This window comes from Azospira sp. I09 (assembly GCF_009177135.1).
In the GTDB taxonomy this organism is placed as follows: domain Bacteria; phylum Pseudomonadota; class Gammaproteobacteria; order Burkholderiales; family Rhodocyclaceae; genus Azospira; species Azospira oryzae.
Window position 1 is genome coordinate 1 of record NZ_AP021844.1, and the last position, 20,093, is coordinate 20,093.

Sequence of the window (20,093 nt, forward strand, 5' to 3'; positions counted from 1 at the left end):
TAGGTCACCGCCAGGCTCCCCTTACAACACCCCAGCTACTATGTGGCTGGGGTGTTTCTATTTGTACCCCTCCCAATCCCCCCCCCCACTTAAAAACGGCTTAGATGCTCTGCCGTCGGCTCTTGCCGAATCTAGATATCGGCTTGCGACATCGAGATTTGGAGGATGACGACTTACTCGTTCGAGTGACGGAAAAAAAGCGCTGGTGGGCGAGAAACGCCGATCAGCTATGTTAGAATTCGCACCGGCGGGTCTCCCCGCATTGCAGGGTGGTGAACCTGGTCAGGTCCGGAAGGAAGCAGCCACAGCTACTTACTGCAAGTGCCGGGGGTAAGGCTCGCCACTTTCATTTCCGGCAGCCGCCATGGGCGGTCGGGTGCCGCTGTCGTGCGAGACTATTCGGCATGAGCTATCAGGTTCTGGCGCGCAAATGGCGCCCTCGAAGCTTTTCCACCCTGGTCGGCCAGGAGCATGTGGTCCGTGCGTTGACCCATGCCCTCACCGAGCAGCGGCTCCACCACGCGTATCTCTTCACCGGCACCCGTGGTGTTGGCAAGACCACCTTGGCCCGCATCCTGGCCAAATCCCTCAATTGTGAATCCGGTATCTCGGCGACTCCCTGCGGGCAATGTTCTGCCTGCCAGGAAATCGATGCGGGGCGTTTTGTAGATCTTCTCGAGGTCGATGCGGCCACCAATACCCGGGTCGATGAGATGCGCCAGCTGCTCGAGAACGCGGTGTATGCGCCTACCCGGGGCCGCTTCAAGGTCTACGTGATCGACGAAGTGCACATGCTTTCCAATTCGGCCTTCAATGCCATGTTGAAGACCCTGGAAGAGCCACCCGAGCACGTCAAATTCATCCTGGCGACCACCGATCCCCAGAAAATTCCGGTGACGGTTCTTTCCCGTTGTCTGCAGTTCAATCTGAAGCAGATGCCGCCCCAGGCCATCACCGGCCATCTTTCCCACATCCTTGAGGCTGAATCCGTTCCTTTCGAGGCGCCGGCGTTGGCTCTGCTGGCCCGCTCTGCCAACGGCAGTATGCGTGACGCTCTGTCGCTGCTCGACCAGGCGATTGCCCATGGCACCGGCAAGGTGGGGGAGTCCCTGGTGCGCGACATGCTCGGCACTGTGGATCAGGATTACCTGTTCACCCTCTTGGAAGCCATGGCCCAGGGCGATGTCAGTGCCATGCTGAGTGTGGCCGATCTGATGACGGAGCGCAGCCTCTCCTTCGACAGTGCCCTGCAGGATCTGGCTGCCATGCTGACCCGTCTGCAGGTGGCTCAGCTGGCCCCGGCCGCCATTGCCGAGGATACGCCGGACCGCAACCGCTTGCTCGCACTGGCAGGTGCCATCGACGCCCAGACGGTGCAGTTGGCCTACCAGATCAGCGTGCATGGTCGCCATGAATTACCCATGGCCCCTGACCCCCATGCCGGTTTCGTCATGACCCTGTTGCGTCTGCATGCCTTTGCGCCGCGCCAGCCTGGGGAGGGCCCATCCCCGGGAAAAGCGTTGGCCGCCCCGCGGGCGCAGGCTCCCGCGGTTAAGGCGGCTCCTTCCCGAATTTCCGTCCCGGCCCGAGCTGCAGAAGCCCCCGTCGTACAGCCGCTAGCCATTCCTGCGGAGACGATGCCGGCGGCACAGGCTGTCGCCGCTGACAGCGAGGCTCCAGGTGACTGGCAGTCGATTCTTGACAGCTTGCAGTTGTCCGGTATGGCGCGGGCCCTGGCCCAGCATTGCGAGTTGCTGAAGCTGGGCGGGGAGGTGGTGCAATTGCGCTTGCCGCCGGCCCATCGCCACCTGATCATGAAGGCGGCCCAGGATCGGCTGCAGCAGGTCCTGGGCGAATACTGTGGCCGCCCGCTGCAGTTGCAGATCGAAGTGGCCGAAGTAAGCACGCTGACGCCGGCAGCGATTCTCCAGCAGGAGCGGGAGGAGCGCCAGGACCGGGCTGTCGCCGCCATCGAGCAGGATCCCTTTGTGCGCGAGGTGATCGACATCTTCGACGCCACGCTGATTGAATCATCCATCAAACCCATCTAGTCGAGGACCACGAAAATGATGAAAGGCGGCATCGCCGGCCTGATGAAGCAGGCCCAGCAAATGCAGGAAAACATGAAGAAGGCCCAGGAAGAGCTGGGTCGCGTCGAGGTGGAAGGCCAGGCCGGTGCCGGCATGGTCAAGGTGCTGATGACCTGTTCCCACGACGTGCGCCGTGTCACGATCGACCCCTCGGTCATGGATGACAAGGAAATGCTGGAAGACCTGATCGCCGCCGCCGTCAATGACGCAGTTCGCCGTGGCGAGGAGCTGAGCAAGGAACGCATGTCCGGCTTTACTGCCGGCCTTAATCTGCCCCCCGGATTCAAGCTGCCCTTCTGATGAGCACCCCATCCAGCCTCGAAGAACTGATCGAGGCCCTCCGCTGTTTGCCGGGGATCGGGCCGAAATCGGCCCAGCGCATGGCCTACCATCTGCTGCAGCGGGACCGCAAGGGCGCCCGCCGCCTGGCAGACGGCATGTCCCATGCGCTGGAGGCCATTCGCCATTGCAGCCGCTGCAACACCTTCACCGAGTCCGATATCTGCGAGCGCTGCGCCTCCACCAAGCGGGATGCCAGCCTGCTGTGCGTCGTCGAAACGCCGGTGGACATGAACATGATGGAGCAGACCCAGGCCTACAACGGGCTCTACTACGTCATCATGGGGCGCTTGTCGCCGCTGGACGGTGTCGGTCCCCGGGAGCTGCAGCTGGACCGTCTGCTGGCCCGGGCCTGTGATGGCGAGGTCCAGGAAGTCATCCTGGCCACCAATTACACCAACGAAGGCGAAGCGACCGCTCACTACGTCAGCGAACTGCTGCGCAGCAGGGGCATCAAGGTGACCCGGATCGCCCGGGGGGTGCCGGTGGGTGGGGAGCTGGAATACGTGGATGCCGGCACCCTGGCCCAGGCCATGCGGGAGCGGAAAAACGTGGAAGCCTAGCCCTGGCGGGTCCGATTCTTGACCGGGCTCAGGTTTGGAGCGGCTTTCGACGCATTTGACGACATTGAGTTCCCGGCCCGGTTCCAGTCCGTAGGTGGATTCGAGTATAATCTTCCGGTTTTGTTCGGCCAGGATCGTTTTTGCCTCGCCGAAGGCGTTACCGAATTGCTGTTCTGAATTTTAATTTCAACGTTCTAGGGATCTGCGCTATGAGCAAAGAGAACAAAGTGGACTGCGGCAGGCGGCGTCTGATCGTCGCTACCGCGGCCGTGGGCGGGGCCGGGGCGGTGGCGGCACTCGTGCCGTTCGTCGCCAGCATGCTGCCGTCCGAACGCGCCAAGGCAGCCGGCGCTCCGGTAGAAGTGGATATTTCCAAGCTGGAACCGGGTCAGATGATGACCGTGGAATGGCGTGGCAAGCCGGTGTGGATCATCAACCGCACCAAGGACATGCTGGACACCCTGCCCAAGCTGGCCGATGCCGTTGCCGATCCCAAGTCCGAAAAAGAGCAGCAGCCCGCCTACTGCCAGAACGAAACCCGCTCCATCAAGCCCGAAGTGCTGGTGGCCGTGGGTATCTGTACCCACCTGGGCTGTTCTCCTTCCGCCAAGTTCAAGCACGGCGCCGAAGAGGGCATGTCCGGTGACTGGCTGGGCGGCTTCCTGTGCCCCTGCCACGGTTCCACCTTCGACTTTGCCGGCCGCGTTTACAAGGCCAAGCCGGCTCCGACCAACCTGGAAGTTCCGCCGCACATGTATCTGTCCGATACCCGCATCCTGATCGGCGAAGACAAGAAGGGGGCGTAAGGAATGGCTGCCAATACCAATTTCGAAAAGTACAAGTCCGACGGTTCCATCGGCGGCAACGTGCTGGAGTGGGTCGATGCCCGCTTCCCCGCCACTTCCATGTGGAAGGGCCACCTGTCCGAGTACTACGCACCGAAGAACTTCAACTTCTGGTACTTCTTCGGCTCCCTGGCCCTGCTGGTCCTGGTGCTGCAGATCGTCACCGGTATCTTCCTGGTGATGCACTTCAAGCCGGATGCTTCCCTGAACGCCGCCGGCGTGCCCGTGGCCTTCGCCTCCGTCGAGTACATCATGCGCGACGTGCCCTGGGGCTGGCTGATCCGCTACATGCACTCCACCGGTGCTTCCGCCTTCTTCATCGTCGTCTTCCTGCACATGTTCCGCGGCATGCTCTACGGTTCCTACCGCAAGCCCCGCGAGCTGATCTGGCTGTTCGGCGTCGGCATCTTCCTGTGCCTGATGGGCGAAGCCTTCTTCGGCTACCTGCTGCCTTGGGGCCAGATGTCCTTCTGGGGCGCCCAGGTGATCGTGAACCTGTTCTCCGCCATTCCCCTGATCGGACCGGACCTGTCCGTCTGGCTGCGCGGTGACTTCGTGGTGGGCGATGCAACCCTGAACCGCTTCTTCTCCTTCCACGTGATCGCCATGCCCCTGGTGCTGATCGGCCTCGTCGCCGCCCACATCCTGGCCCTGCACGAAGTCGGCTCCAACAACCCCGACGGCGTCGAGATCAAGAAGCTGAAGGACGAGAACGGCCATCCCCTGGACGGCATTCCCTTCCATCCCTACTACACCGTCAAGGACATCGTCGGCGTCGTGGTCTTCCTGATGGTCTTCTCCTGCGTGGTGTTCTTCGCACCCGAAGGCGGCGGCTACTTCCTGGAATACAACAACTTCATTCCGGCCGATCCCCTGAAGACCCCGCCCCACATCGCTCCGGTGTGGTACTTCACCCCCTTCTACTCCATCCTGCGCGCCATGGTGTGGCCGATCCTGGGTCTGGATGCCAAGTTCTGGGGTGTGGTGGCCATGGGCGCTTCCGTGGTGATCTTCGCCTTCCTGCCCTGGCTGGATCGCAGCCCGGTCAAGTCCATCCGCTACCGCGGTCCGATCTACAAGACCTTCCTGACCCTGTTCGTGATCTGCTTCGTGATCCTGGGCTACCTCGGTACCCAGCCGCCCTCCTACTGGGGCGAGAAGGTCTCCCAGGTTTGCTCCCTGATCTACTTCGGCTTCTTCCTGCTGATGCCGTGGTATTCCAAGGTGGACAAGTACACGCCGGAACCCGAGCGTGTGACCATGAAATAAGGACGAGAGCGACATGAAAAAACTGCTTACTGCATTGCTCTTCGCGCCCCTGATGGCGCTGGCCAGCGGCGCCGCCGTGCATCTGGACAAGGCTCCGGACGTTTCCGGCGACAACGCGGCCCTGCAAAACGGCGCCAAGCTGTTCGTGAACTACTGCCTGAACTGCCACGGCGCCTCCTTCATGCGCTACAACCGGCTGACCGGCATCGGTCTGACCGAGCAGCAGATCAAGGACAGCCTGCTGTTCACCGCCGACAAGGTGGGCGAACCCATGCGCGTCGCCATCCGTCCGGACGAAGCCAAGCAATGGTTCGGCGCCACCCCGCCCGACCTGACCCTGATCGCCCGTGCCCGCGCTTCCGAAGCCGGTCCCGGCGCCGACTGGCTCTACACCTACCTGCGTTCCTTCTACCGTGACGACAAGCGTCCCACCGGCTGGAACAACGTGGTGTTCGAGAACGTCGGCATGCCGCACATCCTGTGGGAACTGCAGGGGCAGCAAGTGCTGAACCACGAGACCCACAAGCTGGAACTGGCCGTACCCGGCAAGCTGTCCGCCGCCGAGTACGACAAGCAAATCGCTGACCTGGTCGGTTTCCTGGTGTACATCGGTGAACCCGTTTCCGGTCTGCGCAAGCAGCTGGGCATTGCCGTCCTGCTGTTCCTCGGCGTGCTCTTCGTCGTTGCTTACGCTCTCAAGCGCGAGTACTGGAAAGACGTGCACTAACCCGCCTGACATTCAGGCTACGGCATCGCCGATCGGGGCTTTTCCCGGCGGCGGTGCCGATTCCTTTTTGAGGTAACGAGTCATGATGAACCTCTACTCCGGCACCACCGATCCCTTCAGCCACCGCTGCCGCATCGTCCTGTTCGAAAAGGGCATGGACTTCCAGGTGATCGATGTGGACCTCTTCAACAAGCCCGAAGACATCGCCGTCATCAACCCGTACAACCGGGTGCCGGTGCTGGTCGAGCGCGAGTTGATCCTGTACGAACCCAACATCATCAACGAATACATCGATGAGCGTTTCCCCCATCCCCAGCTCATGCCGGCCGACCCCATCATGCGGGCCCGGGCGCGCCAGCTGCTGTCCACCATGGAACGGGAAATCTTTGCCTACATCGAGCCCCTGGAAAAGAACGCCAAGACCGCCGACAAGGCGCGGACCGAAATCCGAAACCGCCTGACCGAGCTGGCTCCCATGTTCGCCAAGCAGAAGTTCATGCTGGGCGACGAGTTCTCCATGCTCGACGTGGCCATCGCCCCCCTGCTGTGGCGCCTGGACCACTACGGCATCGACCTGCCGAAGACCGCCGCGCCGCTGATGAAGTACGCCGAGCGCATCTTCAGCCGCCAGGGCTTCATCGACGCCCTGACGCCTTCCGAAAAGGTGATGCGCAAGTAACGAACTGACGGGGGCGCCGCCACGGTGTCCCCGTCTTTTCTCCAGGCCGGCGCCTGCGGTGCCGGTGCGTCGGCCGGACCGGTCGGCGCCATTCAGCGGAAGACTGTCATGCAACTGCCCTCCACCAAGCCCTACCTGATCCGCGCCATTTACGAATGGTGCGTGGACAACGGCTTTACCCCCTACATCGCAGTGGCCGTGGATGACCGGACCCTGGTGCCCCGCGAGTACGTGCGGGACGGCCAGATCGTCCTCAACATCAGCGGCGACGCCACTTCCCACCTCAACATGAGCAACGAGCTGATCAGCTTTGCCGCCCGTTTCGGCGGTGTGGCCCGGGATCTGTCGGTGCCGGTGGGCAATGTGGTGGCCATCTACGCCCGTGAAAACGGGGCCGGCATGGCCTTCGAGGTGGATGAAGAAGTGGAAGGCGAGGGCGAAGTGGTGGCGGATGCCGGCGACGAGACCCCGCCGGAGCCGCCGGCCGCACCGCCCAGCGGCCGTCCCCACCTGCAGCGGGTGAAGTGAGCGGGGGCTTTCCCTCCCGGGTACTCCCCGCCGCTCCACCGGAAACCGCCTCGCGCCCCAAGCCGAGGCGGTTTTTCTTTGGCGCACCAAGCTGGCGCGGGATGCGCCAAGCTGGGGCCGAAATCCAGCCGTTCGTCTGGCGGATTCGCTGTTGTTTATTAGTAACCCATTGATTATTAATGGTGGCATGGCTGTTGCTGTGTTGGGGCAGGAGCCCAGACCATGCCAAATGAAAGCCACTTCCCCCCCAGTGTCACCCCTTCCACCTGCTGCTACTGCGGCACCGGCTGCGGCGTCCTCATCGACAGCCGCGACGGCCGCATCACCGACGTGCGCGGCGACCCGGAGCACCCGGCCAACCAGGGGCGCCTCTGCGCCAAGGGGGCGACCCTGCACCTCACCGCCGCCCCCGGCACCCTTCAGGCCAACCGGGCCCTCTATCCGGAAGTGCGCACCCGCCGCGACCAGCCGCGCCAGCGGGTGAGCTGGGAGGAGGCCATGGCCGTGGCGGCCCGCCGTTTCGCCGCCGTCATCGCCGAGCACGGACCGGAGGCGGTGGCCTTCTACGTCTCCGGCCAGCTGCTGACCGAGGACTACTACGTCTTCAACAAGCTGGTGAAGGGCTTCATCGGCAGCAACAACATCGATACAAACTCCCGCCTCTGCATGTCCTCCGCCGCCTCCGGCTACAAGCTGACCCTGGGCGTGGATGCGCCGCCCAACTGCTACGAGGACATCGGCCTGGCCCAGTGCCTGTTCATCACCGGCGCCAATCCGGCCGCCGCCCATCCCATCGTCTTCCGCCGCATCGAGGATGCCCGGGAGGCCAATCCCGAACTCAAGATGATCGTCGCCGACCCCCGTCGCAGCGAGACGGCCGCCATCGCCGACCTGCACCTGGCCCTGAAGCCCGGCACCGACATCGCCCTCTACAACGCCATGCTGCACGTGCTGCTGGCCGAGAACCTGGTGGACCGGGACTACATCGCCGCCCACACCGAAGGCTTTGCCGCCCTGGAAGCGATTGCGGCGGACTACAGCCCCGCCGTGGCGGCCCAGATCTGCGGCATCCCGGCCGAAGACATCGTCCAGGCGGCGCGCTGGTTCGGCCTCTCCAAGGCCAGCCTGTCCCTCTGGTGCCAGGGCCTCAACCAGTCCCGCCACGGCAGCCACAACAACGCCGCCCTGATCCACCTGCACCTGGCCACCGGCCACATCGGCCGGCCCGGCGCCGGCCCCTTCTCCCTCACCGGCCAGCCCAACGCCATGGGCGGCCGGGAAGTGGGGGGCATGGCCAACCTGCTCTCTGCCCACCGGGATCTGGGCAACGCCGAGCACCGGGCCGAAGTGGCCCGCTTCTGGGGCGTGCCCGAAGTGCCGGCCAAGCCCGGCCTCACCGCCGTGCAGCTGTTCGAGGCCGTGGGCCGGGGCGAGGTCAAGGCCCTGTGGATCGCCTGCACCAACCCGGCCCATTCCCTGCCGGACCAGGCCCGGGTGCGGGCCGCCCTGGAGACGGCGGAATTCGTGGTGCTGCAGGAAGCCTACGGCGATACCGACACCGCCGCCTACGCCGACCTGCTGCTGCCCGCCGCCAGCTGGGGCGAGAAGGAGGGTACGGTGACCAATTCGGAGCGCCGCATCTCCCGGGTGCGGGCCGCCGTGGCGCCGGCCGGCGAGGCCCGGGCCGACTGGGCCATCGCCGTCGATTTCGCCCACCGTCTGGGGGACGAGCTGGGCCGGGGCGACGAGGCCCGCCGCCTGTTCCCCTACCGCCGCCCCGAAGCCATCTTCAACGAGCACCGGGACAGCACCCGGGGCCGGGACCTGGACATCACCGGCCTCTCCTACGGCCTCCTGGAGCAGCGCGGGCCCCAGCTGTGGCCCTTCCCCGAAGGGGCCGAGGCCGGCCTGCCCCGACTTTACGCCGACGGCCGCTTCCCCACGCCCAGTGGCCGCGCCCGCTTCGTCCCAGTGCAGCACCAGGAGGTGGCCGAGCCCACAGATGTGGATCAGCCTATCAGCCTCCTTTCCGGCCGCCTGCGGGACCAGTGGCATGGCATGAGCCGCACCGGCACCGTGCCGCGCCTGTTCCACGGCGCCGAGGAGGCGGTGCTGGCCATGCATCCCTGCGACCTGCGCCACCGGGGTCTGGAGGACGGCGACCTGGCCCGGGTCAGCAACGGCCGCGACAGCCTGGTGCTGCGGGTGGCCGCCGTGGCCGGCCTGAAGAAGGGCAGGGCCTGGCTGCCCATGCACTGGGGCAGCCGCTTCATGCACGGCGCCGGCGCCAATGCCTTCACCGGCCCGGCCTGCGATCCCATTTCCCTGCAGCCCGAGCTGAAGCACGCCCCGGTGCAGGTGGAAAAGGCCGACCTGCCCTGGCCCCTGGCCGTGGTGCGGGCCGGGGAGGGGCCCGACGCCCTGGCCTCCAGCCTGGCCCTGCTGCAAAGGGCGCGCCGCCTGCTGTCCCGCTTCCCCTACGCCAGCGTCGGCCTCTATGGCCGCGGCCAGCCCCTGGTGGTGTTCCGCGCCGCGGCAGAGGCGCCCCTGGACGAGGCCCAGATCCGGGAGATCGACGCCCTCTTCGACCTGGAGCGGGAGGAGGGCGCCATCGTCTACGCCGACCGCCGCCGCCACATCGGCAAGCGGGCCCTGGCCCGGGACGGCCACCTGCTCGGGGTGCGCCTGGCCGGCGAGACCCAGGCCCTGGCCTGGCTCAAGGACGCCATCTCCGACGACGTGCTGGACCCGGACCTGCTGCGCTGGGCGGTGGCCCCCATCAGCACGCCGCCGGCCAAGCTGCTGCGCGCCAGCCCGGTGGTGTGCAAGTGCGCCGACATCACCCAGGCCCAGATCGAGGCCGGCATCGCCAGGGGCCTGGACCTGGACGGCCTGCAGAACGAGCTAAAATGCGGAACCTTCTGCGGCGGCTGCCTGCCCGAAGTGAAGAAAATCATCGTTGCCAAGACATCCCCCCAGGCTGCCTGAGGGAAAGACAAGGAAAACCGGGGAGACGCCCATGAATTACGCCCACTTCATCAAGGAACTCGGCCGCGGCGCCGAGGGCGCCAAGGACCTGACCCAGGAGGAGGCCCAGCTGCTCTACGGCGCCATGCTCGACGGCGGTGTGCCCGAACTGGAACTGGGGGCCATCACCATCGCCCTGCGGGTCAAGGGCGAGAGCGCCGAGGAAATGATCGGCTTCCTGGCCGCCGCCAGTGAGCGGGTGCATGCCCTGCGGCCGCCCCCCGGGCGCATCCGGCCGGTGGTCATTCCCAGCTACAACGGTGCCCGCAAGGGGGCCAACCTGACGCCCCTGCTGGCCCTGCTGCTGCAGCGCTTCGGCGTGCCGGTGCTGGTGCACGGCCTGCTCGAAGGCTATGGCCGGGTTACCTCAGCCCACGTCTTCCGCGAACTGGGCCTGATGCCCTGCGCCAGCCATAGCGCCGTGCAGCAGGCCATGGACGGCTACGGCGTGGCCTTCGTGCCCCTCAACGTGCTCAGCCCGGGGCTGCACAACCTGCTCTCCCTGCGCAGCCGTCTGGGCCTGCGCAACAGCGCCCACAGCCTGGTGAAGATGCTCGACCCCTTCAAGGGCGGCGGCGTCCTGCTGGGGGCCGCCACCCATCCGGCCTACATGGACCTGATGCGCGACATCCTCTCCTATGGCGGCGGCCGGGCCCTGCTGCTGCGGGCCTCGGAAGGGGAGCCCTTCGCCAACCCCAAGCGCCGCCCGCGCATCGAGTACCTGCACGAGGAGCAGTGCGAGGTGCTGTTCGAGGCCGAGCACGAAAGCCTCAAGGCCCTGCCCAACCTGCCGGAGGAGTGCGACGCCAAGGTCACCGCCCAGTGGATCCGCAAGGTTCTGGACGGCCAGGCCAGCCTGCCCCTGCCCCTGGCCAACCAGCTGGCCTGCTGCCTCTACGCCAGCGGCTATGCGGAAGACTTCAACCAGGCCAAGGCCATCGTGGCCGTGGAAGGCAACGGCCTGACCACGGTCTAGGCCCCGTCCCGGCCCTGGCCGTGGCGCGATTGCGCCACCGGCCGCCGCCGTGGGGCCGCGCCCCGCCCGAACCCGCCGCCAGGCGGGTTTTGTTTTGGGCTCAGCCCTGGCGCCGCTTCCAGTCGTCGGTGAGCAGGCCGGCAAAGCCCCAGTTTTCCTCGGCGATTTCCTGGATCACGATGTGGGTGTGTTCCGGCTTTTTGCCCAGCACCCGCACCAGGCTGTCGGTAACTTCCGCCACCAGGCGGGCCTTCTGTTCCCGGCTGGCACCGGCGGTGATCTGGATATTGACGTAGGGCATGGGATCTCCTCGGGTCGGTTGGGGGCCGGCCATGGTGCCATGGAAAAGGCGCCGGCGGATGCTCCGGTCATCGCCGCCAGTCCTTGCCGGCTCCCCGCCGCCCGCCGCCAATGCAGGCCCGGCGGGGCCTGGGGCCAATTGTCGTGCAGATGACAATCTCCCGCTGCGTCCCTTCCTAGACTGTGACCAGCCCGTCAGCGAACGAGGCCCGAACCGGAGCATACCGGTCCCCTACCAGGCGGCATCGAGACACCAAAGGAGATTGTGGATGAAGGCGCTACGGCGAGCCCTCACGGGGCTCTATTTCGTTTGTGGGGCCCTGCTGGCGACGTCGCTTCATGCCCAGCAGGGCAATGTCATCAAGCTGGGCCAGTCCCTGCCCCTCAGCGGGCCCCTGGCCGAACTGGGCAGCGAGTACCGGGACGGGGCCCTGGCCTATCTCAAGTGGATCAACAGCAAGGGCGGCATCCACGGCCGCCGTATCGAGCTGGTGACCCTGGACGACGGCTATGTGGTGGAAAAGAGCGTGGAGAACGCCAAGCAGCTGCTGGACAAGGAGGGCGTCTTCGCCTTTCTCGGCATGTTCGGCAGCGCCAACTACACGGCCCTGATGCCCCTGGTGAACGAGCGGGGCGTGCCTTCGGTGGCGCCATACACCGGGGCCGACGAGCTGCGGGAGCAGGCCTCGCCCCAGACCTTCTGGCTGCGGGCCAGCTACGGCGACGAGACGGAAAAGATCGTGGACCAGCTGACCACCCTGGGCATCAACCACATCGCCGTCTTCTACCAGAACGACGCCTTCGGCAAGGCCGGCCTCAAGGGTGTGGAAGTGGCCCTGAAGAAGCGCAACCTGAAGGTCATCGCCAGCGGCAGCTTCGACAAGGTGAAGAACGATGTCACCGAGGCGGTCAAGACCATCGCCGCCGCCGACACCCAGGCCGTGGTCATGATCAGCACCTACAAGCCCACCGCCCTGTTCGTCAAACAGATGCGGGCCACCGGCAAGCAGCCCCAGTTCTTCGCCCTCTCCGTGGTGGGCTACAAGGCCCTGCAGGCGGAGATGGGGGCGGAGGCGGCGGGCATCGCCATCTCCCAGGTGACGCCCTATCCCTGGAGCGCCTCCAGCGGCGTGGTGCGGGAGTTCGACGCCCTGCCGCCGGCGCTGAAGCCCAAGGGCGGCATCACCTACACCAACCTGGAAGGCTTCATCGCCGCCAAGGCCATGGTGGAAGGCCTGCGCCGGGCCGGGCCCCAGCCGACCCGGGAAAAGCTGGTGAGTGCCCTGGAATCCATGGCCCCCTGGGATGCGGGGGGCTTCCTCCTGGATTTCTCCGGCAAGCACCTGGGCTCCCGCTTCTCCGAAGTGACCATCGTCGGCAACAGCGGCCGGCTGCTGCGCTGAAACAGGGCCTGCCCTGGCAGCCAGCAGGGACGGGCTTGAACGACAAGGGGCGGCTGCAAAGGCCGCCCCTTCTGCTTTCCAGGCCGGTGCTCCTCAGCCCCTGGCGTACTGGCGGATGAAGGCGCAGCAGTCGGCCAGGGCCGCCGTGGCTTCGGGGAACAGGGGTGCCACCGCCGGGTAGCAGTGGAACATGCCTTCCCCCAGCTCCAGCCGCACCTCCACGCCCGCCGCCCGGGCCTTGGCGGCGAAGCTGATGGCGTCGTCGCGCATGATCTCGGCGCCGCCGGCGTGCAGCAGCAGGGGTGGCAGGCCCTGCAGGTCGCCGAAGAGGGGCGAGATGAGGGGCTCGCGCCGGTCCCGCTCGCCGGCGTAGTAGCGGCTGAAAACCTCCCAGCAGCCGTCCGGCGCCAGGGGGTCCGATTCCTGGTAGGAGGGGCCGCTGCTGGTGAGGTCGGTCCACGGCGACAGGGCCACCGCCGCCGCCGGCAGGGGCCGGCCCTTGTCGCGCAGGGCCAGCAGGGCCGCCAGCAGCAGGCCGCCGCCGGCCGAGTCGCCGGCAAAGACGGCCCTGGCCGGGTCCTGGCCCCGGGCCAGCAGCCACTCCCAGGCCGCCAGGGCGTCGTCCAGGGCGGCCGGGAAGGGATGCTCCGGGGCCAGCCGGTAATCGAAGACCAGGGCCGGCACGCCGCTGCCGGCGACGAACTTGGCCACCGCCGCCCGATGGGAGCGGTGGGAGCCCATGACGTAGCCGCCGCCGTGGAAATAGAGCATGGCGCTGCCGCCGGCGTCGTCCCGGGGACGGATCCACTCCAGGCTCATGCTGCCCAGGTTGAAGCTGTCCACCGCGATGTCGGGGGGCAGCTTGCCGAAGATCACCCCGGATTTTTCCACCTGGGCCCGCAGGGCCGGGATGGAGGTGTCGAAGGTGATGCTCTCGCGCCGGGCCTTGAGGCGGAACCAGTGGCGGTGCTTGAGCAGGAAGATGACGGCGCGGGCTTTGAGGCTGGGCATGGCGGATCCGGTGGGCAGGGCAGGGTGCGGCGGTGGCCTCCCGGTTGTGCGGGAGGGGCGGGAAGGCGCATTATCCGCCAGTTTTCCCGGCGTCATGCGCCCCATGCCGAACCCTTGCCGCGAGCCTGCCTTGTCATCCGCCCCGATCCTCTCCCTGCTGCCGCTCCATTACGCCGCCCTCAGCCTGCTCACCCTGCTGGTGTACGCCTGGGACAAGTCGGCGGCCCGGCGCCGTGCCTGGCGCATCAGCGAGGCCACCCTGCACGGCCTGGCCCTGCTCGGCGGCTGGCCGGGAGCCTGGCTGGCCCAGGCCTGGCTGCGTCACAAGAGCCGCAAGCAGCCCTTCCGTACCTGGTTCTGGCTGACGGTGGCGGCCAATCTGGCGGTTTTGGCCCTGCTGCTGTGGTGGCTGGGGCCGGGCGGCGGCTTTCCCTTTTCCATGCCGGCCATCCCCCTGCCGGGCTGAGGTCGTGAGGCGCCCATGATGAAATTTTGCATGCTTCGGTCCCTGGTTTTCTGTCTGCTCCTGCTGGGGGGCGGCGTTGCCGCCCGGGCGGAAACCGCGGACGAGCGGCCCGAGTGGGGCGCCTTCTTCGCCGCCGCCGAGGCCCGCGGCACCATGGTGGTGGCGGACCGGCGCGGCGGCGGCCACCGCCTGTGGCGCTACGATGCGGAGCGGGCGGCGCGGCGCTATGTGCCCGCCTCCACCTTCAAGATCGCCCATGCCCTGATGGCCCTGGAGAGCGGCGTGCTGCGGGACGAATTCCAGGTCCTGCCCTGGGACGGGGTACAGCGCTCCATCCCGGCCTGGAACCGGGACCAGGACCTGCGTTCCTCCATGCGCGCATCCGTGGTCTGGGTGTACCAGGACTTTGCCCGGCAGATCGGCGAGGCCCGGGCCCGGCGCCTACTGCAGGCCATGGACTACGGCAACGCCGAGCCGTCCGGCGGCGAGGACGGCTACTGGCTGGACGGCAAGTTACGCATTTCCGCCGAGGAGCAGGTGGCCTTTCTCGAGCGCCTCTACCGCAATCAGCTGCCGCTGGCCCTGGCCCACCAGCGGCTGGTGAAGGACGTGATGATCGTGGAGGCCGGCCGCGACTGGATCCTGCGGGCCAAGACCGGCTGGGACGGCCGTATCGGCTGGTGGGTGGGCTGGGTGGAGTGGCCCCAGGGGCCGGTGTTCTTCGCCCTCAACCTGGATACGCCGGGGCGGATGGCGGATCTGCCGAAGCGGGAAGGGGTGGCCCGGGCCATCCTGGCGGCCATCGGCGCCCTGCCGGCGGCGCCGGCTTTGCCGAGTGGGGCGAGTGGAGCGAATGCCTCGGGTGCGATGACCGGGGCCGTGTCTCCCGCCCCGCCCGGCACCGCCCTGCCAGGCAAATAGGACTTGCCTAAGGGGCCTGCCATGGCGGTGAGGCCCGCGGGATAAGGCTCCCGGCGATGCCGCCGCCGTCAGGTCCGTCCCGCCTGGCTCCCAGCCGGGTGCTGCCCGAGCCGACGGTTTACAGCCCCAGGCCCTGGCCCAGAGTCGTTTCCCCCACCACGTGCCGGTAGCGCCGGTAGCCGTTGCGGCCGCCGGACTTGGCCTGGTACATGGCCCAGTCGGCGTGGCGCAGCAGGGTTTCCGCGTCCTTGCCGGCCTCCGGGTAGAGGGCGATACCGATGCTGGCGGAAACGTGGCCCTCGCCGTTCGGCAGGGGGAAGGGCCGGTTCATGGCGGCGACGATCTTTTCCGCCACCTGTTCCCCATCCTCGGCCCCTGCCACCTCCGCCAGGAGCACGGCGAATTCGTCACCCCCCAGGCGGGCCACGGTGTCGGCCTTGCGCAGGCAGCCCCGCAGGCGGGCCGCCGCTTCCTGCAGCAGCCGGTCGCCGGCGGCGTGGCCCAGGGTGTCGTTCACTTCCTTGAAATGGTCCAGGTCCACGAAGAGCAGGGCGAAGGCTCGCTCCTGCCGTTCCGACTGGGCCAGCAGCTGGCCCAGGAGGTCGTTGAAGAGGACCCGGTTGGGCAGGCCGGTGAGGCCGTCGTGCAGGGCCTGCTGGCGCAGCTTCTCCTGGTAGGCCTGGCGCTCGGTGACGTCCCGGGCCAGGGTCAGGATTAGGCGGCGGCCGCCGGAGGCGAAGGCGCCGATGCGCATCTCCACCGGGAATTCGTGGCCCAGGCGGTGGCGGTGGCGGCCTTCCTGGGTCACCGGGGCGTTGGTGTCCAGGTTGTGCCACAGCTGGTGCAGTTCGGCGGCGGGAATGCCGGCCTCGAAGGCGTCCATGTTGCTGCCGATCAGCTCCTCCCGGGGCAGACCCAGGCTGTCGCAGGCCTGCTGGTTCACGTCTTCGATGCGGCCGCCGGGGTCGTGCAGGAAAAGGGCGTCGCCGGCCCGTTCCACCAGGTTGCGGAAGCGCCCTTCGCTTTCCCGCAGGGCCCGGGCCTGTTCCTCCAGGCGCTGCAGCTGGCGCCAGATGAGGCCGATGAAGAGGGAGCAGAGGACGATGCTGCCCAGGCCCATGAGGATGATGTGCAGGGTGGTGGCGCGCCAGGGGCGCAGCAGTTCGCTTTCCTCCTGGGAGACGGAGACCAGGATGGGATAGCGCTTGGCCTCGCGGAAGCTTTTCAGGCGCTGGCGCCCGTCCATGGAGCTGGTTTCCAGCAGGGTGCCGCTGGCGCCGCGGCCGGGAGTGCGCAGGAACAGGTCCTGTTCCGGGTAGGCATGGCCCAGGCTGTCGGGCATTTCCGGGTAGCGGGCGAGCAGGGTGGCGTTGCTGTGGTAAAGGGCCACGGCGCCGCCGGGCAGGTGCAGCACGGAGCGGTAGAAGGAGACCACGTCGGCCAGGCTGACGCTGGCCAGGATGACGCCGGCGAAATGGCCCCGGGGCCCCACCAGACGGCGGGAGAAGATGAGCCGCTGGGAGCCGTCGAGCAGGGTGCGGGTGGGGGGCGAGATGAGGGGCTCGGCTTCGGCCGTGTCGCGCAGGCGGCGGAAGTATTCCCGCTCCCGCACGTTCATGGCGGGTACCGGGTGGCGGGCCGAGTGGGCCAGCACATTGCCCTGGGCGTCCACCAGCACCAGGTTGGTGACGAAGGGGGTGGCGGTGACCTGGCTGCGCAGCAGCTGGTGCAGGCGCCGGGCCTGTTCCTCGCGCCGGGCCGGGTTTTTCTCCGCCACCAGGGGCGGCATGGCGGCCACTTCCTGGCGGGCGTTGAGCAGGGCCTGGTCGGTGGCGGTGATGGCCCGTTCCATCTGTTCCAGAAGGGCCAGGTTGAGGGTGCTGAGGTTGTCCCAGGCGGCGTTGTAGAGGCGTTCCCGGGTTTCGCCGATTTCCCGGAAGACCAGGCCGATGATGATGGCCACCAGGAGCAGCCAGCCGATCAGCAGGCTGCGTCCGGGACGCACCAGGGGCGGGCGGCTGGGGGGGGCGGTACTGTTTTCGGGAGCCATGGCGTTCTCCATTGGGATGGGGCGCACGAAGCACTCGTCTGTTGGCCCATTCTGGCATGGGCCCGGACTTCCTCAAATAGGCCTTTGGGCCAGCAGGGGACCGGCGGCGGGCGGCAGCCGAGGGACGGTGCCGGGCGCCCGCTGGCGGGGCAGGGCGGGGCAGCGATGCACCAGTTGTGTGCGGCGGTGCGGGGGGCGGGTTTGGTGTTATCCCATTGAAATCATGTGCTTACGGAATGGCATGGCGATTGCTAAATCTCCGGCGTACTCCTGTCGCCTGGGCGGCGGGACTGCCGGTGGTGTGGCCTTCGGGGTCAACGTGAAGCACTGCCCTTCAATGTTTTCTCTCGCTGCCTGATGGCGTTGCGGGAGGGCACGACGGCGTACCGCAATGGCGCGGGCGCAGTCCGAGGCCCGTCCCGCACCCCGGAAGCCGGCGACCGAAGGAGTGCTTCATGAACAAACCCAAACTGGTGCTGGTGGGCAACGGCATGGCCGGCGTGCGCACCCTGGAAGAGCTGCTGAAGATCGCCCCGGACCACTACGACATCACCGTCTTCGGCGCCGAGCCCCATCCCAACTACAACCGCATCCTGCTTTCCCCGGTCCTGGCCGGCGAGATGACGGTGCCCGAGATCGTCCTCAACGATCTGCAGTGGTACGCCGACAACGGCATCAAGCTGCACCTCAACAAGAAGGTGACCAAGGTGGACCGGGTCAGGCGCCAGGTCGTCGCCGAGGATGGCACGGTGGAGTCCTACGACCGCCTGCTGCTGGCCACCGGCTCCAACCCCTTCATGCTGCCCATCCCCGGCAACGACCTGCCGGGGGTCATCGCCTATCGGGACATCGCCGACACCGACGCCATGATCGAGGCGGCCAGGACCCATCGCCACGCGGTGGTCATCGGCGGCGGCCTGCTGGGCCTGGAAGCGGCCAACGGCCTCAAGCTGCGGGGCATGGACGTGACCGTGGTGCACGTCGGCCCCTGGCTGCTGGAGCGCCAGCTGGACGAGGTGGCCGGGCGCATGCTGCAGCAGTCCCTGGAGGAGCGGGGCCTGAAATTCCTGCTGCAGAAAAACACGGAAGCCCTCATCGCCGGCGAGAGCGGCCGGGTGGCAGCCATCCGCTTCAAGGACGGCATGCAGATTCCCGCCGATCTGGTGGTGATGGCGGTGGGCATCCGCCCCAACACGGCCCTGGCCGAGTCTTCCGGCATCCACTGCAACCGGGGCATCGTCGTCTCCGACACCCTGCAGACCTACGATCCCAAGATCTACGCCGTGGGCGAGTGCGTCAGCCATCGCGGCATCGCCTACGGCCTGGTGGCGCCGCTGTTCGAGCAGGCCAAGGTCTGCGCCAACCACCTGGCGGGCTACGGCATCGGCCGCTACCAGGGCTCGGTGACTTCCACCAAGCTGAAGGTCACCGGCATCGACCTTTTCTCCGCCGGCGACTTCATGGGCGGCAGCGACACCGAGGACATCGTTCTGCATGACCCGGCCGGCGGCGTGTACAAGCGCCTGGTGCTGAAGGACAACAAGCTGGTGGGCGGCGTGCTCTACGGCGACACGGCGGACGGTTCCTGGTACTTCCAGTTGCTGCGGGAGGGCAAGGACGTCAGCCAGATCCGCGACCACCTCATGTTCGGCCAGAGCAACCTGGGGGACACGGGCCACCAGGGCCACAACAAGGCCGCCGCCATGGCCGACAGCGCCGAGGTGTGCGGCTGCAACGGCGTCACCAAGGGCGTCATCGTCAAGGCCATCAAGGAGAAGGGGCTGTTCACCCTGGACGAGGTGCGCAAGCACACCAAGGCTTCCGCCTCCTGCGGCTCCTGCACCGGCCTGGTGGAGCAGATCCTGGCCTCCACCGTGGGCGGCGCCTACCAGGCCGCCAGCAGCGCCGAGAAGCCCATGTGCGGCTGCACCGAGCACAGCCACGGGGCCGTGCGCCAGGCCATCCGGGAGCGGCACCTGACCTCCATTCCGGCGGTGATCGAAGCCCTGGCCTGGAAGAATCCCAACGGCTGCGAGAAGTGCCGCCCGGCCCTCAACTACTACCTCATCTCCACCTTCCCCCACGAGGCCAGGGACGATCCCCAAAGCCGCTTCATCAACGAGCGGGCCCACGCCAACATCCAGAAGGACGGCACCTATTCGGTGGTGCCGCGCATGTGGGGCGGCGTCACCACGCCCAACGAGTTGCGGGCCATCGCCGACGTGGCGGACAAGTACCAGGTGCCCATGGTCAAGGTCACCGGCGGCCAGCGCATCGACCTGCTGGGGGTGAAGAAGGAGGACCTGCCCCATATGTGGGCCGATCTGGCCCAGGCCGGCATGGTCTCCGGCCACGCCTACGGCAAGTCCATCCGCACCGTGAAGACCTGCGTCGGCAGCCAGTTTTGCCGCTTCGGCACCCAGGACTCCACCGGCATGGGCATCGAGCTGGAGAAGATGCTGTTCGACATGTGGAGCCCCCACAAGGTGAAGCTGGCCGTCTCCGGCTGCCCGCGCAACTGCGCCGAATCCGGCATCAAGGACGTGGGCATCATTGCCGTCGATTCGGGCTGGGAAATCCACGTCGCCGGCAACGGCGGCATCAAGACCGAGGCGGCCCAGTTCCTGTGCAAGGTGGCCACCGCCGAAGAGGTCAAGGAATACTCCGGCGCCTTCCTCCAGCTCTACCGTGAGGAGGGCTTCTACCTGGAGCGCACCGTGCATTACGTGCAGCGGGTGGGCCTGGACCACGTCAAGCGCCTGGTGGTGGAGGACGAGGACAACCGCAAGGCCCTGCACGCCCGTCTGCTCGATTCCCTGAAGGACGCCGCCGATCCCTGGGCCGAGCACCAGGAAGCCCCGGCCCGCCGCGAATTCGAGCCCCTGGCCTTCTGAGCCGG

The 20,093-nt window shown here is 67.1% G+C and carries 17 protein-coding genes and 1 other RNA gene; 15 read left to right on the forward strand and 3 right to left on the reverse strand.

The window, feature by feature from the left end; genetic code table 11:
- The first annotated feature begins 246 nt into the window (after positions 1-246).
- The 11 genes from ffs to ybiB all read left to right on the forward strand — a co-directional run bounded on the left by ffs (position 247) and on the right by ybiB (position 11,043).
- Positions 247-345, forward strand: an RNA gene (gene ffs / locus AZSP09_RS00005) — signal recognition particle sRNA small type.
- Between the two features lie 59 nt (positions 346-404).
- Positions 405-2,051, forward strand: a complete 1,647-nt coding sequence (dnaX, locus tag AZSP09_RS00010; RefSeq protein WP_152088795.1) for a DNA polymerase III subunit gamma/tau — start codon at positions 405-407, stop codon at positions 2,049-2,051.
- A 15-nt stretch (positions 2,052-2,066) separates the two neighbouring features.
- A complete protein-coding gene (locus AZSP09_RS00015; protein WP_014236884.1) occupies positions 2,067-2,390 on the forward strand; it encodes a YbaB/EbfC family nucleoid-associated protein in 324 nt (107 codons plus the stop codon).
- Positions 2,390-2,992: a recombination mediator RecR gene (gene recR, locus AZSP09_RS00020; protein WP_152088796.1), complete on the forward strand. Its 603-nt coding sequence runs from the start codon at positions 2,390-2,392 to the stop codon at positions 2,990-2,992. Before AZSP09_RS00015 ends, recR begins: the two co-directional genes overlap by 1 nt.
- Positions 2,993-3,201: 209 nt before the next feature.
- Complete coding sequence (gene petA / locus AZSP09_RS00025; protein WP_014236886.1) at positions 3,202-3,798, forward strand: ubiquinol-cytochrome c reductase iron-sulfur subunit; 597 nt, start codon at positions 3,202-3,204, stop codon at positions 3,796-3,798.
- Positions 3,799-3,801: 3 nt separating this feature from the next.
- A complete protein-coding gene (locus AZSP09_RS00030) occupies positions 3,802-5,106 on the forward strand; it encodes a cytochrome b (protein WP_014236887.1) in 1,305 nt (434 codons plus the stop codon).
- 13 nt (positions 5,107-5,119) lie between these two features.
- A complete protein-coding gene (locus tag AZSP09_RS00035; RefSeq protein WP_014236888.1) occupies positions 5,120-5,833 on the forward strand; it encodes a cytochrome c1 in 714 nt (237 codons plus the stop codon).
- Positions 5,834-5,915: 82 nt separating this feature from the next.
- Positions 5,916-6,512 (forward strand): glutathione S-transferase N-terminal domain-containing protein, encoded by a 597-nt coding sequence (locus AZSP09_RS00040; RefSeq protein WP_014236889.1) that lies wholly within the window; start codon positions 5,916-5,918, stop codon positions 6,510-6,512.
- A gap of 108 nt (positions 6,513-6,620) precedes the next feature.
- The gene (locus tag AZSP09_RS00045) at positions 6,621-7,040 is read left to right on the forward strand and encodes a ClpXP protease specificity-enhancing factor (RefSeq protein ID WP_152088797.1); all 420 of its coding nucleotides are present in this window, start codon (positions 6,621-6,623) and stop codon (positions 7,038-7,040) included.
- 222 nt (positions 7,041-7,262) lie between these two features.
- Positions 7,263-10,028 carry a nitrate reductase gene (locus tag AZSP09_RS00050; RefSeq protein WP_152088798.1) on the forward strand — a complete coding sequence of 922 codons (2,766 nt, stop codon included), beginning with the start codon at positions 7,263-7,265 and terminating at the stop codon, positions 10,026-10,028.
- Between the two features lie 31 nt (positions 10,029-10,059).
- Positions 10,060-11,043: a DNA-binding protein YbiB gene (gene ybiB, locus AZSP09_RS00055; RefSeq protein ID WP_014236892.1), complete on the forward strand. Its 984-nt coding sequence runs from the start codon at positions 10,060-10,062 to the stop codon at positions 11,041-11,043.
- 100 nt (positions 11,044-11,143) lie between these two features.
- Here ybiB and AZSP09_RS20715 read toward each other — a convergent pair whose 3' ends face one another.
- Entirely contained in the window at positions 11,144-11,566 is a 423-nt protein-coding gene (locus AZSP09_RS20715) for a tautomerase family protein (RefSeq protein WP_332066712.1), read from the reverse strand.
- A 46-nt stretch (positions 11,567-11,612) separates the two neighbouring features.
- Between AZSP09_RS20715 and AZSP09_RS00065 the strand changes: the two genes are divergently transcribed.
- Positions 11,613-12,746, forward strand: coding sequence for an ABC transporter substrate-binding protein (locus AZSP09_RS00065; protein WP_152088799.1), 1,134 nt, complete (start codon positions 11,613-11,615; stop codon positions 12,744-12,746).
- 93 nt (positions 12,747-12,839) lie between these two features.
- Here AZSP09_RS00065 and AZSP09_RS00070 read toward each other — a convergent pair whose 3' ends face one another.
- On the reverse strand, positions 12,840-13,757 hold the full coding sequence (locus AZSP09_RS00070; RefSeq protein WP_152088800.1) for an alpha/beta hydrolase: 918 nt from the start codon (positions 13,755-13,757) through the stop codon (positions 12,840-12,842).
- 130 nt (positions 13,758-13,887) lie between these two features.
- Here AZSP09_RS00070 and AZSP09_RS00075 point away from each other — a divergent pair, with 130 nt between their 5' ends.
- Positions 13,888-14,223 (forward strand): DUF1294 domain-containing protein, encoded by a 336-nt coding sequence (locus AZSP09_RS00075; RefSeq protein WP_152088801.1) that lies wholly within the window; start codon positions 13,888-13,890, stop codon positions 14,221-14,223.
- Between the two features lie 30 nt (positions 14,224-14,253).
- A complete protein-coding gene (gene blaOXA, locus AZSP09_RS00080) occupies positions 14,254-15,144 on the forward strand; it encodes a class D beta-lactamase (RefSeq protein WP_232058824.1) in 891 nt (296 codons plus the stop codon).
- A gap of 118 nt (positions 15,145-15,262) precedes the next feature.
- On the opposite strand, the gene AZSP09_RS00085 is transcribed toward blaOXA, so the two are convergent.
- Complete coding sequence (locus AZSP09_RS00085; RefSeq protein ID WP_172974660.1) at positions 15,263-17,194, reverse strand: sensor domain-containing diguanylate cyclase; 1,932 nt, start codon at positions 17,192-17,194, stop codon at positions 15,263-15,265.
- A gap of 455 nt (positions 17,195-17,649) precedes the next feature.
- Between AZSP09_RS00085 and nirB the strand changes: the two genes are divergently transcribed.
- Positions 17,650-20,088, forward strand: a complete 2,439-nt coding sequence (gene nirB / locus AZSP09_RS00090) for a nitrite reductase large subunit NirB (protein ID WP_152088804.1) — start codon at positions 17,650-17,652, stop codon at positions 20,086-20,088.
- The last annotated feature ends 5 nt before the right edge of the window (positions 20,089-20,093 follow it).

Coding starts and splice junctions, on each gene's coding strand:
- nirB (WP_152088804.1), top strand. CDS start 17,650: ATGAACAAACCCAAACTGGTGCTGGTGGGCAACGGCATGGCCGGCGTG.
- blaOXA (WP_232058824.1), top strand. CDS start 14,254: ATGCTTCGGTCCCTGGTTTTCTGTCTGCTCCTGCTGGGGGGCGGCGTT.
- dnaX (WP_152088795.1), top strand. CDS start 405: ATGAGCTATCAGGTTCTGGCGCGCAAATGGCGCCCTCGAAGCTTTTCC.
- AZSP09_RS00065 (WP_152088799.1), top strand. CDS start 11,613: ATGAAGGCGCTACGGCGAGCCCTCACGGGGCTCTATTTCGTTTGTGGG.
- AZSP09_RS00050 (WP_152088798.1), top strand. CDS start 7,263: ATGCCAAATGAAAGCCACTTCCCCCCCAGTGTCACCCCTTCCACCTGC.
- ybiB (WP_014236892.1), top strand. CDS start 10,060: ATGAATTACGCCCACTTCATCAAGGAACTCGGCCGCGGCGCCGAGGGC.
- AZSP09_RS00030 (WP_014236887.1), top strand. CDS start 3,802: ATGGCTGCCAATACCAATTTCGAAAAGTACAAGTCCGACGGTTCCATC.
- AZSP09_RS00035 (WP_014236888.1), top strand. CDS start 5,120: ATGAAAAAACTGCTTACTGCATTGCTCTTCGCGCCCCTGATGGCGCTG.
- AZSP09_RS20715 (WP_332066712.1), bottom strand. CDS start 11,566: ATGCTCCGGTTCGGGCCTCGTTCGCTGACGGGCTGGTCACAGTCTAGG.
- AZSP09_RS00085 (WP_172974660.1), bottom strand. CDS start 17,194: ATGGCTCCCGAAAACAGTACCGCCCCCCCCAGCCGCCCGCCCCTGGTG.
- AZSP09_RS00015 (WP_014236884.1), top strand. CDS start 2,067: ATGATGAAAGGCGGCATCGCCGGCCTGATGAAGCAGGCCCAGCAAATG.
- AZSP09_RS00040 (WP_014236889.1), top strand. CDS start 5,916: ATGATGAACCTCTACTCCGGCACCACCGATCCCTTCAGCCACCGCTGC.
- recR (WP_152088796.1), top strand. CDS start 2,390: ATGAGCACCCCATCCAGCCTCGAAGAACTGATCGAGGCCCTCCGCTGT.
- AZSP09_RS00070 (WP_152088800.1), bottom strand. CDS start 13,757: ATGCCCAGCCTCAAAGCCCGCGCCGTCATCTTCCTGCTCAAGCACCGC.
- AZSP09_RS00045 (WP_152088797.1), top strand. CDS start 6,621: ATGCAACTGCCCTCCACCAAGCCCTACCTGATCCGCGCCATTTACGAA.
- petA (WP_014236886.1), top strand. CDS start 3,202: ATGAGCAAAGAGAACAAAGTGGACTGCGGCAGGCGGCGTCTGATCGTC.